Raw genomic sequence first — 16,096 nt, forward strand, 5'->3', positions numbered from 1 at the left:
CGAGAAGCGGCCCCCGCGGAGCCTCCGTAGCGTCTCCTGCATGAACACCACGATCGATTCCCTCACCCTCGACGTCCCGGACGTGGACGCCGCCCGCTCGTTCTACACGCAGGCCTTCGACCTCGGCGACCGCCTGCGCTTCCGCACCGCGGATGCCGAGACCTCCGGCTTCCGCGGGTACACGCTGTCGCTCGTCGTCTCGCAGCCGGCGAACGTCCGCGCCCTCGCGGACGCGGCCGTCACCGCCGGCGCCCGCGTGATCAGCCCCGTCTCGAAGTCCCTCTGGGGTGTCGGAGGCACGATCCAGGCACCGGACGGCGCGATCTGGAAGGTCGCGACGTCGGCGAAGAAGGACACTGTTCCCCCGAGCCGCACGATCGACGAGATGATCCTCCTGCTCGGCGCGAAGGATGTGGTCGCGTCGAAGAACTTCTATGCGGATCGCGGCGTCGCGGTCGCGAAGAGCTTCGGCCGCAGCTACGTGCAGTTCGACACGGGCGCGAGCCCGATCGGCCTCGGCCTGTACCGGTATGCCTCGCTCGCCAAGGATGCAGGTGTTCCGGCCGCCGGGTCGGGCTCGCATCGGCTCACGGTCCACGGCGCGCTCGGCACAGCCGTCGACCCCGACGGGTTCGTGTGGGCTCCGGTCACGGTGACCGCCTGAGCACCGACGAACCGACGAAGGCCGCCGGGAGCACTCCCGACGGCCTTCGTGCGTGTCATCCGACTACCGGATCAGAACCACCTGGTGAGGAGTTCCCAGAGCCAGTCGAGGATCGCACCGATGATGCCGCCGGCGCGGTTGACCTTGACCGTGGCGGTCGCCTCGTCGCCGTCGGCCTGAGCCGCCGCGACGGTGTACTTGCCCGAGGGAGCGCTCTTCGGCACCGTCACCTGCGTGCTGAAGGTGCCGTCCGCGGACACCTGGACCGTGCCGACCTCGACCGGCTTGCCCTTCTTCGGGCGCAGCTCGATCGTCACCGTCTCACCGGGCTCATACCCCTGGCCGGTGACCTTGAGGTTCTTGCCCGCCGACACCGTGGACGAGCCCAGGGCGATCGTGCCCGCGAACTCCTCCTCGCCGGCGATCGTGAATGGCACCTGCGCGGTGGTCCCCGTCCCGGCGACCGCGACGGTAAGGACCTGTTCGCCGAAGACACCCGACGGAACCGTGAAGGTCAGAGCGGCACGACCGCCCTCATCCGTGGTGTCGACGATCGTCGGATCCACCGCACCCGTCGCCAGGACGGTGTCTCCCAGCGAGAGCGACACCTCTCCTGGAGCCGGCTCACCCGCGCTGAACGCCAGCGACGAGAGCGACACCGTGACCTGGTCACCGGCGCTGTACCCGTCGGCGTCCGCCGGGCTGACCGACACACCGACCGCGCGCTGGGCGTAATCGGGGCTGGCGGTCTTGTTCGCGTCGAACCAGTCGACCATCGACTGCAGGTCGATCTTGCCGGTGTCGCGCTTGCCCGTGCCCTCCTTGAAGGTGGAGAAGTTGTCTCCTCCCGCAGCGAGGAACGAGTTGGCCGCGACCGTGTAGTCCGCCGCAGGATCCACCGGCGTGCCGTCGAGCGTCATCGAGGTGATCCGCGAACCCTGTGCCGCTGCGGGGTCGTATGTGTAGACCAGCCCCTTCGAGACCCCGAGCTTCAGGAACGGACGTGCCGAACCCGCCGGCTGCCACTGCTCCTCGAGCACACTCTTCAGCTGCGCACCCGTGAGCGTGAGCGTGACGAGCGTGTTGGCGAACGGCTGGACCGTCGCCGCTTCTCGGTAGGTGACGTTGCCGTCGGGATCGGACGCTCCGGAGGACGCGTACGTGAGGTTCGCGCGGATACCGCCCGGGTTCATGAGAGCCAGGTCGGCGCCGGTGGACGACTGCTGCACGTCGGCGACGAAGTTGCCGATGGTGGACTCTCCACCGCGGTTCTCCGAGCCGTTGGTCTGACGCGCGCGGTTGAAGTCCGCCGTGATGTCGCCGACCTTGATCGCTCCCAGGACATCGGCCTCGGCCTTCGCCTTGTCGACGATCGTCTGCACCTCCGGCACGGCCGGATAGAGCGGCTTGCCGGCCTCGGTGAGGGGCTTGATCTCGTTGGTGATCGAGATCAGGTCCTTCGTGGTGGCGTCGACCTGGATGTTCATCAGGCCCAGGTTCTCGCCGTACTGCCCCGCGGAGACGACCGGGCGGCCGTCGATCACGTGGTTGTAGGCGAGGTGGGTGTGGGCCGACACGATGGCGTCCACGTCTTCATCGACCCCGTACACGATCTCGCCGAGCGGCGACTCCGGGGTGATACTCGACAGCTCGACGCTGGAAGCGCCCTCATGCACGAGCAGGATGATGACATCCGCCTCACCGTTGGACTCGTCGCCGTCGCGCAGGTCGTCGGCCACCGCGTTCACGGAATCGGCGATGCTCCGGACTTCGAGGTCCGCGATGCCCTCCGGCGAGACGAGCGAGTCGAGGTCCTCGGTGACGGCTCCGATGAAGCCGACCTTCACACCGTCGAGCTCCTTGACCCAGGCGGGGGCGAGCGCCGGCTCACCGGTCTCGGTGACGAACACGTTCGAGGCGATGTACTCCCAGTCCGCGCGGTCCTGCACCCGATCGCGCAGGTCCTCCCAGCCCTGGTCGAACTCGTGGTTACCCGCTGCGCTGACGTCGAGACCGGCCGCGTTGAGGGCGTCGATCGTCGGGTTGTCGTCGTTGATGAACGAGGTGAACGTCGAGGCGCCGATCAGGTCCCCGGCACCGGCGAAGATCGTGTTCGGGTTCGCCTCACGGAACTGCTTCACTGCCCCTGCCAGCACCGCGGCTCCCGCGGCGGCGCCGTCGGCTTCGATCCTTCCGTGGAAGTCGTTGACCGTGACGACGTCGATGCTCACCGGCGGGATCTCCGCGGAGACGCCGACGATGATGGGGTCGTGGTCGCTGGAGCGGTACGGGGTGCCCTCCTCGGTGGCGCCGAACGCGTAGCCGCGGTCGCTCCACTCCGGAGAGTTGATGCCCCAGACTCCGGCGCCTGTGATCGACGAGGCCAGCGACGGCGACGCGATCACGTGGTCGAGGGAACCGAGCTCACCGTCGAACGTGTACGTGTACTGCCCCGATGCCGTGTCGGCGACCAGGTCGCTCCACCCCTTCGAGGTGAACACATCGATCGGGTCTTCCTCGCTGTAGGCGTTGAAGTCGCCGATCAGCAGCATGTCGCCGCTGCCCGTCGTCTCCTCCAGGTCTTCCGTGAAGGCGAGGATCGCGTTCGCCTGCGCGACGCGGTCGGCGTTGAAGAAACCCTGCCCGTCGGCCGGCTCGGCACCCGCGCCCTGGGGCGGCGACTTCGACTTCAAGTGGTTGGCCACGACCGTGACCACACGGCCGTCGATGTCGAACGCCTGGGCGATGGGCTCGCGGGCGTTGCCCCACACGCTCTCATCCGTGACGGTGGCGCTGTCACCCACCGTCGTGACGGCATCCTTCTTGTAGATGATGGCGTTCGTGATGTAGTCGGTGGTGGCCGCGTCGTTCAGCGCGTCGGGCGTGGGCACGTAGTCCCACACCTCGGCGCCCGCGTCGTCGTTGAGGCCGGCGACCAGATCCTCGAGCGCCGAGTCGATCGGCTTGCCCAGCTTCACGGAGTTCTCGATCTCCATGAGGGAGACGATCTCGGCATCCAGACCGTTGATCGCCGCGACGATCTTCGACTTCTGGATCGCGAACTGCGCGGCGTTCGCCGCACCCCGGGCGTTCGAGTTCTCGCTCTTCAGCGTCGTGAAGTAGTTGTAGACGTTGAACGAGGCCACCTGCACGTCACCGCCGACCTCCGGAGCCGACGCGGTCCGCGGGTTCGTCGCCTCGAATCCGACCTTGAAGTCGGCCGACGAGGAATCGTCGATCGGCACGACCGGCTGCAGACGCCAGTCGTCGAATCCCCACTGCAGCACGTAGCCGTTATCGCTGAAGTCCACGACGTCGCCGTTGCGGACGACGGTGTCCTTCGTGAAGTACGGCTGCCCGCCGGGGTGGCCGCTGTTCGTGACCTGGATCGACCAGCCGTCATCCAGGAGGATGCGGTTAGCTCGGTTGGCCGCGGCGATCGCGGTGGCCTCGTCACCGGGGCGCGTGGTCTCCGTGCTCTTCACCGCGAGGTCTTCACCGGCGTTCAGCCAGAGCGTTCCGTAGTTGTACAGCTGGTGGCTGGAGGCCAGGCGGTAGCTTCCCTCCGGTGCCACGTACATGTTCTCGTACTGCTCCCGATCGGCACCGCGCACCGAGTCCGGCAGCGGTGTGACGGCGGGGACGCCGACTCCCGCGGTCAGCACCGCGACGTCACCGGCCGCGGCCGGGGTGATCTGGGTCTGCCCGAAGTACTCGCTCACCGCACCGGTCACCGAGACGAGGTCGCCGATCTCGAGTGTCGGGGACAGCGCGTTCAGGAAGACGAACACCCCGTCCGAGGCGCCCGGCGTGGCATCCGTCGCCCCGCCGGAGCCCTGGGTCTGGATGACGATGCCCTTGTAGCCGCCCGTGCGGTAGTCCGCCGTGACGACGCCCTCGACCTCGACCGTCTGGCCGTTCAGCGGGGAGACATCGGTCGTGCCCTGGACCTCGGCGATCGTCGCCGCGATCGGGTCCTCACCCGGGTCTGTTCCGGGGTCGGTGCCGCCGGAGCCCTGCGGGGTGATCGTCGCAGAGAGCGTGAAGTCCGCGCTGTTGTCGTCGGTGTCGACAGCGCCCGTGCGGTTCAACGACTTGACGTCGGTGTTCCCCGACGGCGCCGTGGCCGCCTTCGTCTCGAAGGTGTTCGACGAGCCGTAGCCGAGCAGGTCGACCACACCGTCCACACCCACCGTCGAACCCGGCGTGAGGGTGACGGCGGCGGTGCCCTCGACGAGGGCGAGCGTGCCGTTGGTGCCGCTCGGAGTGAGGGTGGTGACGGCATCCGGCGTGGGGAGCTCGGCACCGTTCGCGCCGTTGCTGTTGCCCTGCACCAGGTAGTAGCCGCCGGCGGGGATCTCCCCGGTGAGCGCGGCCACACCGTTGAAGGCGCCTGTGCCGCTGGCGGACCGGTACTGCAGCGACATGCCATCGAGGGTGATCGCGGCGGACGTCGGGTTGTACAGCTCGACGAACTTGTTCTTGAAGGCCGCCCCCGCGCTGCCGCCGGAGAGATACGCCTCGTTGATCACCACCCCCGTGCCCGTGGTGTCGGCTGTGGCGGGAACGGCGGCCAGCGAGCCGAAGCTCAGCGCGGCGACGCAGGTCACGGCGAGAGCGCCGATGCGCCCCCGACTTCTACGGTGCGAGACCGGAACCATGCGGTTCCTCTCGTCTGGGGCGGACATCATCGGTGCTGTCTCCTCGGTCGGGTTCGACACTTCTCAGGACTGTCACGGCACACAGGGGAAACTCCCAGCGCGCTCACATGGTGCGAGCATACGGAGCGGTCAGGACATCCTCAACGGAGTTTCCCGATTCGTCACCGAGCGCTCACCGGATGGCTCGAGGGACCCCTGACGAAGGTCGCTATCGCCGCACGGGAGCACACAATTGCGCACCGTCGAGCGCGCGGATGCGCGCGATGATCAGGTGGTTTCCCGACCGAGCGCGTCTTCGAACTCCTCGACCTCGCGCTCCCAGGCATCTTTCGCCAGGCGGTACCAGAGGTAGAAGGCGAAGCCCGCGAAGATGGCCCACTCGACCGCGTAGAAGACGTTCAGCCAGTTGACCGGCGACATCTCCTCGGGTGCGGGCGACGAGATGTCGACCAGCCCCGCGGACGCCGTGGTCGAGGCGAGGTAGGGGCGGTACACGTGAAGCTGCTCGATGTCGTGCCATCGGCTGAGCAGGGCGGCTGGAGACATTCGGTCCAACTGCTCGGGAGCGGAGTGCGGGGGGACACGGGGCCCTTCGTCCGAGATCACCCGACCGGTCACTTCGACCTCTGACCCGTCCGCGTCGGCTTCGAGCTCCCGCACGGCCGCATCCGCGGTCTCCCGATCGGGGGTCCACCCGATCGCGACGGCGATCGACGTGCGCTCTGCGACCCGCAGCTGTCCGGTCACCCAATACCCCGGGACATCGTCGTTGAAACGGCTCGACACGACGATGAAGTCCTCGGGGATCCAGCGCCCCGAGGTCTCGACGCGCTGGCCCACGAGCGGCTCGGGGAGGTATTCACCCGGCTCGACGACATCGGTGAGCTGCTGCACCTGCTCGGTCTGGCCGGCGGGGGGCGGATCGGTGTCGATCGCGCGCTCCAACTGCCACTGACCGAGCCAGGCGAACACCCCCGCGACGAGGAGGCACAGCAGCAGCACCCCGATCCAGCGCCCCCGGAGCATGACCTCGCGGAGGGTCGGGGGGAACAGAGCAGGAGTCGTCACGGTCGAGCGCTGTGCCTCAGGCCTCGTACGGCGCGAGCACGACCTCGACCCGCTGGAACTCCTTGAGGTCGGAGTATCCGGTGGTCGCCATCGACTTGCGCAGCGCGCCGATGAGGTTCGCGGTGCCGTCGGCGACCGGGGCCGGGCCGTAGAGGATCTCCTCGAGCGTGCCGATTCCCCCGACCTCGACACGACGGCCTCGCGGCAGCTTCGAGTGGTGAGCTTCAGGACCCCAGTGGAAGCCGCGGCCGGGCGCGTCGGTGGCCCGAGCGAGCGCGACACCGAGCATGACGGCGTCCGCCCCCATGGCGAGCGCCTTGACGATGTCGCCGGAGGTGCCGACGCCCCCATCGGCGATCACGTGGACGTAGCGGCCCCCGGACTCGTCGAGGTAGTCGCGGCGAGCCGCGGCGACGTCGGAGACCGCGGTCGCCATCGGCGCGTGGATGCCGAGGGTGGCACGCGTCGTGGATGCCGCCCCGCCGCCGAAACCGACGAGCACACCTGCCGCGCCCGTGCGCATGAGGTGGAGGGCCGCGGTGTAGGTCGCCGCGCCACCGACGATGACGGGGACGTCGAGGTCGTAGATGAACTTCTTGAGGTTGAGGGGCTCCGCGACGCTCGAGACGTGCTCGGCAGACACGGTGGTGCCGCGGATCACGAACAGGTCGACGCCCGCTGCGGCGACCGTGTCGTAGTACTCCTGGGTGCGCTGCGGCGTCAGCGAACCGGCGACCGTGACGCCGGACTCGCGGATCTCGGCGAGTCGGCGTGTGATGAGCTCGGGCTTGATCGGCTCCGAGTACAGCTGCTGCATCCGGACGGTGGCCTCGCCCTCGTCGAGTCCGGCGATCTCCGCCAGCAGCGGCTCCGGGTCTTCGTAACGCGTCCACAGACCCTCGAGGTCGAGGACGCCGAGGCCGCCGAGCTGTCCGAGCATGATCGCCGTCTGCGGGCTCACGACCGAGTCCATCGGCGCTCCCAGCACCGGGATGTCGAAGCCGAAGGCGTCGATCGTCCATGCGGTCGACACGTCCTCCGGGTTGCGCGTGCGCCGCGATGGCACCACCGCGATGTCGTCGAACGTGTACGCGCGACGTGCGCGCTTTCCTCGGCCGAGCTCGATCTCCATGGTCACCCGTCCAGCCTACCCGGGAGCGGGGGCCGGCTCGGGCGGACGCACGCCGCCCGGCTCCTGATGTTCTGATGTTCGTCGGATGCGGAGAAGGTGATCCCCACGCGCGGACTCTCAGTGTGCGCACCCACGAGTCCGGCCTCCGTATCGTCAGCGGGCGCGGGCCACGCGGCGCTCATCCCAGACCGGTTCGTCGGACTCGTACACGTCCCCGCCCGAGCCGAACACCAGGAACCGGTCGAACGATCGCGCGAACCATCGATCGTGTGTCACGGCCAGCACCGTGCCCTCGAATCGCGCGAGTGCCTGTTCCAGTGCCTCGGCCGACTCCAGGTCGAGGTTGTCGGTCGGCTCGTCCAGAAGCAGCAGCGTCGCCCCGGAGAGCTCGAGCAACAGGACTTGGAACCGCGCCTGCTGTCCACCGGACAGCGAGTCGAAAGTCTGCAGGGCCTGACGCACGAGCCCATAGCGGTCCAGCGCCGAGCTCGCGGCGTCGCGCGGCATCCCGGTGCGACGATCGTCACCCCGGTGCAGGATGTCGAGGAGCGTGCGTCCGACGAATTCCGGATGCGCGTGCGTCTGCGCGAACAGACCGGGCACGACCCGCGCTCCGAGCGTCGCTGCGCCGGTGTGCTCGACCACGCTCAGCTGCTCCCCCGACGAGGTGACGTGACCGAGCGTGGTGTCGGGGTCGCTGCCACCACGCGCGAGCAAGCGCAGGAAGTGGGACTTGCCCGACCCGTTCGAGCCGAGCACGGCGACGCGATCGCCGTACCAGATCTCCGTGTCGAACGGCCGCATCAGCCCGGTCAGCTCCAGGCGCTGCACCACCACGGCGCGCTTGCCCGTGCGCGCTCCCCGCAGGCGCATGTCGAAATCCTGCGCGGGCGGACGCTCCTCGGGCGGACCCGCCTCTTCGAACTTCCGCAACCGCGTCTGCGCCGCCTGGTACCGAGACGCGAAACCGTCGTTCGCCGACGCCTTCACCTTGAGGTTCGCGACGAGGGTGCGCAGCTTCTCGTGCTGCTCATCCCAGCGACGACGCAGTTCGTCGAGCCGCTCCATCCGGTCCGCCCGCGCCTGCGGATAGGTACCGAATCCACCGCCGTGGACCCAGGCCGTGGCTCCCGCACCACCGGGCTCGAGCGTGATCAGCCGATCGATCGCGCGCGCCAGGAGTTCTCGGTCGTGCGACACGAGCAGCACGGTCTTCGGCGTCGCCCGCAGCTGCTCCTCGAGCCAGCGCTTCGTCGGGACGTCGAGGTAGTTGTCCGGCTCATCGAGCAGCAGCACCTCGTCGGGTCCGCGCAGCAGCGCTTCGAGTGCGAGCCGCTTCTGCTCGCCCCCGGACAGCGTGGTGAGCTCGCGGAACCGCGCACGTTCGAACGGCACCCCGAGCGCCGCGACCGTGCACTGATCCCAGACGGTCTCGTGCTCGTATCCACCGGCATCGGCGTATTCGGCGATCGCCGACGCATACGCCATCTGCGTGTCGTGCTCGTCGCGCTCGATCAACGCGTTCTCCGCAGCTTCGAGCGTCTCGGCCGCGGTACGGATGCGCGCGGGCGCGACGCGCACGAGCAGTTGGTGGACCGTCTCCCCGGCCTCGCCGTGACCGACGAACTGGTCCATGACGCCCAGGCCGCCCTCGATCGTCACGACCCCGTCATCAGCGGACTGATCGCCGCGGATGATGCGCAGCAACGTCGTCTTGCCCGCGCCGTTGGGGCCGATGAGCGCGCTCGTCGACCCGGAACCGACACGGAACGTCACCTCGTCGAGAAGCGGTCTGCCGTCGGGGAGCGTCAGTGAGACGCTGGAGACATCGATGTAGCCCACGGTGCGTGGCCGTCCTTCCGCCCCGCATGTGCCGAGCCGACCAGGCTATCAGCGCGAGCGGCCGGGCACGAACCGCGGCCGGCCGCGTCAGTCGACGTGACCCAGGCTCGTGAGCGCTTCGGTGCGAGGGGCGACGGGGAGGACGAACCGGAACTCGGTGCCGACGCCCTCCTGACTCGTGACGTCCATGGTGCCGCCGTGCGCCAGGACGATCGCCCGCGTGATCGTGAGTCCGAGCCCCACCCCCGGCACGGCGTTGCGTGTCGCGGTCGACGCGCGGAAGAAGCGCGTGAATAGCATTCCCTGCTCGTTCTCGGGGATCCCGACCCCGGTGTCCCTGACCGAGAGCTCCACTCCCCCGTCCACCAGGCGCACCAGCGCCGTGACCCGACCACCACTCGGCGTGAACTTGATGGCGTTGGAGAGGAGGTTGTCGAGCGCCTGGCCGATCCTTCCGGAGTCGACCACGAGGCGGACCGGGTCAGGGCCGACCTCGGCGTCGATCTCGATGCCTTCTCGTTGCGCGTGCGGACCCGCCGACACCACCGCTGAACGGACCAGCTCGGCGACATCGGCCTCCTCGCGATCGAGCGGGAACCGCCCGGATTCCACCTGTGCGGTGAAGAGGAGGTCGCCGACGAGGTTGAGCAGGCGCTGGGCGTTGCGCTCGATGATGGAGACGAACTCCTGCTGGTCGCCGGTGAGCGGCTGACCGGGATCGTTCTGGAGCAGGTCGAGGAATCCGATGATCGCGCTGAGCGGGGTGCGCAGCTCGTGCGAGATCATCCCGACGAACTCGTCTTTCATCCGGGCGACCTCGACCGCCCTGGTCTCGTCGGTGAGCACGAACAGGTAGCCCTGCTGGGCACCGGCGCCGTCCTTGTGGGGGCTCACGGTCACGCGGGCGGGAACGGTCGTGCCGCCCGCGGTCGTCACCTCGATGTCGCCGTCGACCGTGAGTCCTGCATCGGCCTGCGCGAACAGGGCCTGGATCCCCGGCGAGAGCTCGTCCTCCCCCGAGCGACGGTCCTCGGATGGCTGCAGGCGGTCGGCATGCTCCGCCGCCAGCATCGACAAGACAGCGGTGGAGAAGAAGCGATCGACGCGCACATCTTTCAGCGCCTCACCGGCCGAGAGCCCCAGCAGGCGCTCGGCCCCGGGGTTCCAAGCCGTCACGACACCGTCGCGCGTCGTCGCGATCACGGCCTGGGCGGTGATCGACGACCACAGGCTCTCGAACGAATCCAGGAGCTCGCGGTACTGGCGCTCCTTGTCGCGCAGCTGCACGATCATCGCGACGTTCTCCGACAGCGCCTTGGTGCGCTCGGCCACCAGCTCCTCGGCCTGCTGGACACGGAGGCGCTGCTGTCGGGCGAGCTGGTTGATGACCGCGGCCACCGCGGCGAACACCAGGGGAGCCACCACGCCGCGGAGCCACTCGGTCGAGGTGTGGGGCGGATCGGTGAAATACGGCATGAGCAGCGCGACAGACGTCAGGCCCGCGACCACGAAGACCCAGCGGATGCCGGGCGCCGCCGCCAGCCACACCACGGGGAGGAGAACGAGAGCGGAGAAGAGGGAGCCGGGGCCACCGGTACCGGTGCGGAAGAGGCCGAGGCCGATGATGTCGATGATCGGGATGAGCAGGACCGCCCATCCGTCGTGGATCCGCCGCGCGGTGAGCACCGCGGCGAGGACGGTGGCCCCGAGGACCAGAGCGATGCCACCGATCGCCGACGCGGCGTGGGCGACAGGAAGGTCCGGCACCCACCAGGTGAGCAGCCCCGCGACGGCGGCCGCGATGACCGTCGGCGCCTGTTTGAGCAGCGGGCTCGGGTCGTCGAAGATCCGATACCACCGGCTCTCGGCGCGGGCGAGCGGCGTGGCCCTCATCGCTCCACCCGCTCCACGATGGCGTGCAGGTCAGCCCCGGTGATGGGCTTCGGCAGGGCGGCATCCGCCGGTGGGTAGTCGGCCGCGTCGAGCACCGAACTGATCACGAGGAAGCAGCGGGGGAACCGGTCCTGCACCAGACGAGCGCATTCCTGCCCCGAGATCCCGGGCAGGAGCAGGTCGAGCACCGCCAGGACCGGATCGATCTCATCGAAAGCGGCGATCGCCGACTCGGCGTCGCGGGCGACGAACACGTCGAAGCCCTCGCGATCGAGATAGCGACGCAGCAACGCCGCCTGATCGGGGGCGTCTTCCACGACCAGGGCCAACGGCCTCCCGGTCATCGAAGGAACAGCTCTCGCACGATGACGACGGCGACGACGACGACGAGAGCGATGATCGCCTGCGGGATCAGTCGCCGCTCGCGGCGCGCATCCTCGGCGATCTCCTCCGCTTCGGTGTCGTGTGACGGTGCTGCGGTCATGAGTCCACACGTCCGATCTTCTCGGTCTTGATCCAGGAGGCGTCGGCGCGACGCCATTCTTTGATGTACGAATCCACGGTGATGGCGCAGAGCAGGGATCCGTAGCCGCAGACGTACAGCAGCAAGCCGGCGAAGAAGCGGCCGGTAGGGAGCGGTTCCACCGCGCGAGCGAGCCAGATCCCCAGCATCGAGATCGGACCCCACAGATAGAAGATCACCGCCCAGGTGAACAACGTCTGCTCGGTGGCGCGCTGGCCGAGCGCCTGCAGAAGCGCCTGGAACAGCCACGGGAAGAGGGCGATGGCCATGAGGAGGAGCGCCCCGAACCCGGGGAACATGATCGCCTCACGCCAGGAATGCCTCCCCGTTCGCGGGTCGAGCTGCACGGAGAAGAGTATCGAGAAGAGATAGATGCAGGCCGCCGAGATCCACATGAAGCGGAACACGAACTCGGCGATGTCGCTGTGCAGGACCAGCAGCGCGAGCATTCCCGCCGCAGCGAGGATCATGAACGCCGGCAGCAGCAGGATCGTGAACCAGGCCAGACCGAACGAGAAGCTCCCCAGGCGATGGGTGGGGCTCGGACGGAACCACAGCTTCCGGTAGATCGACGTCAGCTGCACGTTGCCCCGCGCCCAGCGCAGGCGCTGCTTCCACAGGCTGTCGATCGTCCGCGGCTCCTCGGCGAGCACGACGGCGTGCGGCTCGAAGACCATGCGCCGCCCCTTGAGCTGACCTTCGAACGTGGTCATGGTGTCTTCTGCGAGGGTCCCCGTCGGGATGCGTCCGCCGATCGCCTCGAGGTTCGCGCGGGAATGCAGCTGCGCCCCGCCGGCCAGGCACGCGATCGCGCCGCCGACGTTCTGCACCCGGCGGGCGGAGAGCTGTCCGATCACGTACTCGATCGCGATGAAGCGCGTGAGGTAGTTGCGGTCGCGACTGCCCTCGGCGATGTATGCGGTCGCGGCACCGACGTCGTCGTCGGCGAGATGCCGGCTGAGCTTGCGGAGAGAATCGCGTGCGAAGATGACGTCCGCATCCATGATGAGCACGGCTTCGGTCCACTCGTCCGCGAGCGCGACCTCGAGTCCGTGGTTGAGGGTGTGCGCCTTGCCTTCGCCGCCCTTCTCGCGCCGCAGGTGCACGACGCGTCCGGGATGTGCTGCGGCCTTCGCGGCGACGATGGTGGGCGTGTCGTCCGTTGACGCATCATCGACGACGAAGATCCTCAGTCGCTCGCCGGGGTACTCCAGCTGGAGCAGCCGTTCGATGGCGGGGCCGATGACGAGCCCCTCGTTCCATGCCGGGATGATGACCGCGACGTTCGGGTGATACGGCGCCGCCTTGCCGTAATGGTTGCGGAACGCGTGCAGCGGCAGCACGAGGAACTGCAACCCCGTGTTGACGACGGGCAGCGTGCCGACCAGCACGCAGAGCAGGAGGACGACGACGAGCACCGTCTGGAGCCAGGTCAGATCCGTCACGAGGAGGCCTCGATCGCGTCGAGCAGCGGGATCACACGGGAGTATCGGCCGACATCCGCCGCTTCATGACTGTCCGTGGAGGCGACGAGCTCTCCACCCGCCCATCGCAGGGCCGACAGCGCTTCAGGCCCGGGGCACGCCCATTTCTCGTTGACCTCCACCCGTGTCCCGGTCTCGACGGCGGCACGCGCCCAGGCCTGCGTCCGCTCCGCCCCGAGATCCTGCTCGGACAGCCCGATCTTGGGCAGGAGGGAGAAGCAGTGCGCGAGCTGGTTTCCCGGATACCGGTGCATCGTGGAGATCAGGGCGTTCACGAGCTGGTCGAGCACGTCGTCCACCCCCCACCCTGCGGCGATCCGCTCGCGCACGACGGACGGGCCGAGCGGACCGTCGACACCGGGGTACTGATGGTCGGCGATCAGGATCCGGTCGATGCCGTCCGGCAGAGCCGGGATGTCGAGGGCCCCGGAGCTGTCGAGGATCTTCGCCTCCACACCGGTGAGCACCACGAGCCCGTCCGGCACCCGGAGAGCGCGCACGGCGGAGAGGTACTCGGGCACCCAGGTGGTGCTCTCACGCACATGGTCGACCAACCGCACCGTGCTCAAGCCCGCCGCCGCTGCGGCCTCGACATTCTCGGAGAGCGTCGAGACGGCGTCGTCGGAGAAGGTCGAATGGACGTGGTGATCGCCGCGAAGCAGGGGGTGACTCACAGCTCCTCCTGGTGCCCCGCGTGGTCGGAGACCAGCACGTCCTCGACCTCGACGATCACGTCTTCCAGGAAGCGCACCGAAGCGACCTCACGGAACGGGATGTTCACCGGCAGCTCACGCCCCAGGAACAGATCCGCGACGAGCGAAGGGATGTCGACCCCGGCCGCGATCGTGAGCGGCAGAGCCCCGGGGAAACGCGGGTTGACCTCGAGCAGCACGGCACGGCCGGCGCGGTCACGACGCAGCTGCACGTTCGCGACGCCCACGAGTCCGATGGCCCGCGCGATCGATGCGGCGGTCTCTTCTAGTTCGGGGTCACGCACGGTGCGTCCGGCGATCGCGACCCCCGAGTCGACCCTGGCACGGGTGCGCGGCACGGCGGCGACCACGGCACCCGCAGCATCGGCGATGACGTCGACCGAGTACTCCTCCCCCGGGAGGAAGTCCTGCACGATCAGGCCTTCGTCCGTGGGCAGCGCCTCGAGGGCGGCACGATCCGGCACGAGTCGGACGCCACGGCTTCCCGCACCCTGGCGAGGCTTGGCGAAGACCGGGAACTCCCAGTCGACGGCCTCCGCCTCGGGGCCGGCGAGGACCGTGCGGGGCGTGCGACCGGTCGGGGCGCATCGCTCGGCGAGGGCGAGCTTGTCGAGCGCGGTGTTCAACGTGTCCGCCGAGGGCGCGGCCAGGACCGCGGGGGCCAGTTCGTCCCGTCGTCCGGCGAGGGCGATGAGCTCGACATCGACCGTGGAGATCACGAGGTCCAGGGCGTCGGCTTCGACCATCCGCGCGATGGCCGGCACGAAGTCCACGTCCCGCCCCGGTGGCACCAGACGACGCTGCGCCGGGGGCACCAGGTAGATGCCGCTCGCCCATCCGTCCATGTCGGCGGCGAACACGGTCAGATCGGCACGGCGGAGGAGGGAGCGGATCACGGCCACGCCTGCCGGACCTCCCGCGCCGGTCACCAGTACACGCTTCGTCATCAGCTCTCCCGTCGGCTGAGTTCGTGGGCGCCGATGAACTCCGCCGTCTCACGCACCACCTCGAGGGGTTCGACGGCTGTCCCACCCCCGAACCGCGACCAGTATCGTGCGGTCGCCGTGACGAACTCGGGTGCGAGGTACTCCCGGCTCGCGGTCTGCGAGTGGAAGCTCTCCAGGAGCCGAAGCTTCTCGTCCAGGTACTCGTCGATCCGCACGAACCGCGTGGGGCGGAAGTCGATCGTCGACGACGGGCTCTGGTAGCAGGCGACCGTGCCGACGCGCCGAGTGGCCACGATCGTGGCCTCACTCACGGCCCGGTGATCCTGGTGTCTGTCGTGACCCGAGTGCGTGTAGACGATGGTGGGGCGAACCTCCTGCACCACCTCTTCAATGAGGCGCACGGTCGATCCGCCGCCGGGGATCTCGGTGTCGACGAGGTCCTTGAGGAAGAGCCGGGCGCCGAGCAACTCGGCCGCGGCCAGCGACTCGTCCTGTCGGCTGTCGGCGTCACCGCCTCTGGCGCCGCGGGAGAGAGTGAGGATCGTGATGTCGTCCCCCGCCCTGGCGTGGGCCGCGAGAAGTCCGCCGACGCCGATCTCCACGTCATCGGGGTGCGCGCCGATCGCGAGCACCCGTTCCGGTTGGCGGGCCCCCTCCCGGCGCCGACGCCCCTCCTCGATCAGCCGAGTGACGGACTCGACGAGTTTGGCGTTGTCGAGCGGTTTCGTGAGGAACTCGTCCGCCTGCGCACGCAGCGCGGAGACCGCGTACTCGACGGAGACGTGGGCCGTCATCACCAGCACGGGCACGGTCGGAACCGTTCGACGGAGCTCCGCCAGCAACTCCAGGCCGCTCAGCCCCGGCATCTCGATGTCGGTCACGACGACGTCGGGGCGCTGCGCCCCGACACGCTCGACGGCGACCTGACCGTCTTCCGCGACATCGACGATGCAGCCCGCCCGCCGCTCGAGCACGGTCTTCACGAGCAGGGCGACGTCCGGATCGTCATCGACGACGAGAACGCGAGGAGAATCCTCAGGCATGGATACAGCTCTCCTTGGGGAGGTTCCCTGACCGATGGGGATCGGCCTGCGATCTCGGTGCCTTCATCACCGGAACCGCCGGGAAAGTCGAGCGGGGTATGTCGATTCTGGCATACACGACCGCCT

The 16,096-nt window shown here is 68.8% G+C and carries 12 protein-coding genes; 1 reads left to right on the forward strand and 11 read right to left on the reverse strand.

Annotated elements, in window-relative coordinates:
- Positions 1 to 40 precede the first annotated feature (40 nt).
- On the forward strand, positions 41 to 664 hold the full coding sequence (locus LVJ59_RS06315) for a glyoxalase (protein WP_232762398.1): 624 nt from the start codon (positions 41 to 43) through the stop codon (positions 662 to 664).
- 71 nt (positions 665 to 735) lie between these two features.
- Here LVJ59_RS06315 and LVJ59_RS06320 read toward each other — a convergent pair whose 3' ends face one another.
- From LVJ59_RS06320 to LVJ59_RS06370, 11 genes are all read right to left on the reverse strand, one after another.
- Complete coding sequence (locus LVJ59_RS06320) at positions 736 to 5,325, reverse strand: ExeM/NucH family extracellular endonuclease (protein WP_232762399.1); 4,590 nt, start codon at positions 5,323 to 5,325, stop codon at positions 736 to 738.
- Positions 5,326 to 5,592: 267 nt separating this feature from the next.
- Positions 5,593 to 6,351 (reverse strand): SURF1 family protein, encoded by a 759-nt coding sequence (locus LVJ59_RS06325; RefSeq protein ID WP_131492589.1) that lies wholly within the window; start codon positions 6,349 to 6,351, stop codon positions 5,593 to 5,595.
- Positions 6,352 to 6,409: 58 nt separating this feature from the next.
- Entirely contained in the window at positions 6,410 to 7,525 is a 1,116-nt protein-coding gene (locus LVJ59_RS06330; protein WP_047524178.1) for a GuaB3 family IMP dehydrogenase-related protein, read from the reverse strand.
- A gap of 153 nt (positions 7,526 to 7,678) precedes the next feature.
- Complete coding sequence (locus LVJ59_RS06335) at positions 7,679 to 9,367, reverse strand: ABC-F family ATP-binding cassette domain-containing protein (protein ID WP_153243682.1); 1,689 nt, start codon at positions 9,365 to 9,367, stop codon at positions 7,679 to 7,681.
- Between the two features lie 87 nt (positions 9,368 to 9,454).
- A complete protein-coding gene (locus LVJ59_RS06340) occupies positions 9,455 to 11,260 on the reverse strand; it encodes an ATP-binding protein (protein WP_232762400.1) in 1,806 nt (601 codons plus the stop codon).
- Positions 11,257 to 11,604: a response regulator gene (locus tag LVJ59_RS06345; RefSeq protein WP_232762401.1), complete on the reverse strand. Its 348-nt coding sequence runs from the start codon at positions 11,602 to 11,604 to the stop codon at positions 11,257 to 11,259. The genes LVJ59_RS06340 and LVJ59_RS06345 overlap by 4 nt, the downstream gene beginning before the upstream one ends.
- A complete protein-coding gene (locus LVJ59_RS06350) occupies positions 11,601 to 11,744 on the reverse strand; it encodes a hypothetical protein (protein WP_165875444.1) in 144 nt (47 codons plus the stop codon). The genes LVJ59_RS06345 and LVJ59_RS06350 overlap by 4 nt, the downstream gene beginning before the upstream one ends.
- The gene (locus LVJ59_RS06355; protein WP_232762402.1) at positions 11,741 to 13,228 is read right to left on the reverse strand and encodes a glycosyltransferase; all 1,488 of its coding nucleotides are present in this window, start codon (positions 13,226 to 13,228) and stop codon (positions 11,741 to 11,743) included. Before LVJ59_RS06355 ends, LVJ59_RS06350 begins: the two co-directional genes overlap by 4 nt.
- Positions 13,225 to 13,941 (reverse strand): PHP domain-containing protein, encoded by a 717-nt coding sequence (locus LVJ59_RS06360; RefSeq protein ID WP_232762403.1) that lies wholly within the window; start codon positions 13,939 to 13,941, stop codon positions 13,225 to 13,227. Before LVJ59_RS06360 ends, LVJ59_RS06355 begins: the two co-directional genes overlap by 4 nt.
- On the reverse strand, positions 13,938 to 14,927 hold the full coding sequence (locus tag LVJ59_RS06365; RefSeq protein WP_232762404.1) for an ATP-grasp domain-containing protein: 990 nt from the start codon (positions 14,925 to 14,927) through the stop codon (positions 13,938 to 13,940). The genes LVJ59_RS06360 and LVJ59_RS06365 overlap by 4 nt, the downstream gene beginning before the upstream one ends.
- Positions 14,927 to 15,970 (reverse strand): response regulator, encoded by a 1,044-nt coding sequence (locus tag LVJ59_RS06370; protein ID WP_232762405.1) that lies wholly within the window; start codon positions 15,968 to 15,970, stop codon positions 14,927 to 14,929. Before LVJ59_RS06370 ends, LVJ59_RS06365 begins: the two co-directional genes overlap by 1 nt.
- Between the last annotated feature and the right edge of the window lie 126 nt (positions 15,971 to 16,096).

Source organism: Microbacterium sp. KKR3/1 (genome assembly GCF_021272365.1).
Classification (GTDB): domain Bacteria; phylum Actinomycetota; class Actinomycetes; order Actinomycetales; family Microbacteriaceae; genus Microbacterium; species Microbacterium aurugineum.

Coding starts and splice junctions, on each gene's coding strand:
- LVJ59_RS06315 (WP_232762398.1), top strand. CDS start 41: ATGAACACCACGATCGATTCCCTCACCCTCGACGTCCCGGACGTGGAC.
- LVJ59_RS06320 (WP_232762399.1), bottom strand. CDS start 5,325: ATGGTTCCGGTCTCGCACCGTAGAAGTCGGGGGCGCATCGGCGCTCTC.
- LVJ59_RS06325 (WP_131492589.1), bottom strand. CDS start 6,351: ATGCTCCGGGGGCGCTGGATCGGGGTGCTGCTGCTGTGCCTCCTCGTC.
- LVJ59_RS06330 (WP_047524178.1), bottom strand. CDS start 7,525: ATGGAGATCGAGCTCGGCCGAGGAAAGCGCGCACGTCGCGCGTACACG.
- LVJ59_RS06340 (WP_232762400.1), bottom strand. CDS start 11,260: ATGAGGGCCACGCCGCTCGCCCGCGCCGAGAGCCGGTGGTATCGGATC.
- LVJ59_RS06345 (WP_232762401.1), bottom strand. CDS start 11,604: ATGACCGGGAGGCCGTTGGCCCTGGTCGTGGAAGACGCCCCCGATCAG.
- LVJ59_RS06350 (WP_165875444.1), bottom strand. CDS start 11,744: ATGACCGCAGCACCGTCACACGACACCGAAGCGGAGGAGATCGCCGAG.
- LVJ59_RS06365 (WP_232762404.1), bottom strand. CDS start 14,927: ATGACGAAGCGTGTACTGGTGACCGGCGCGGGAGGTCCGGCAGGCGTG.
- LVJ59_RS06370 (WP_232762405.1), bottom strand. CDS start 15,970: ATGCCTGAGGATTCTCCTCGCGTTCTCGTCGTCGATGACGATCCGGAC.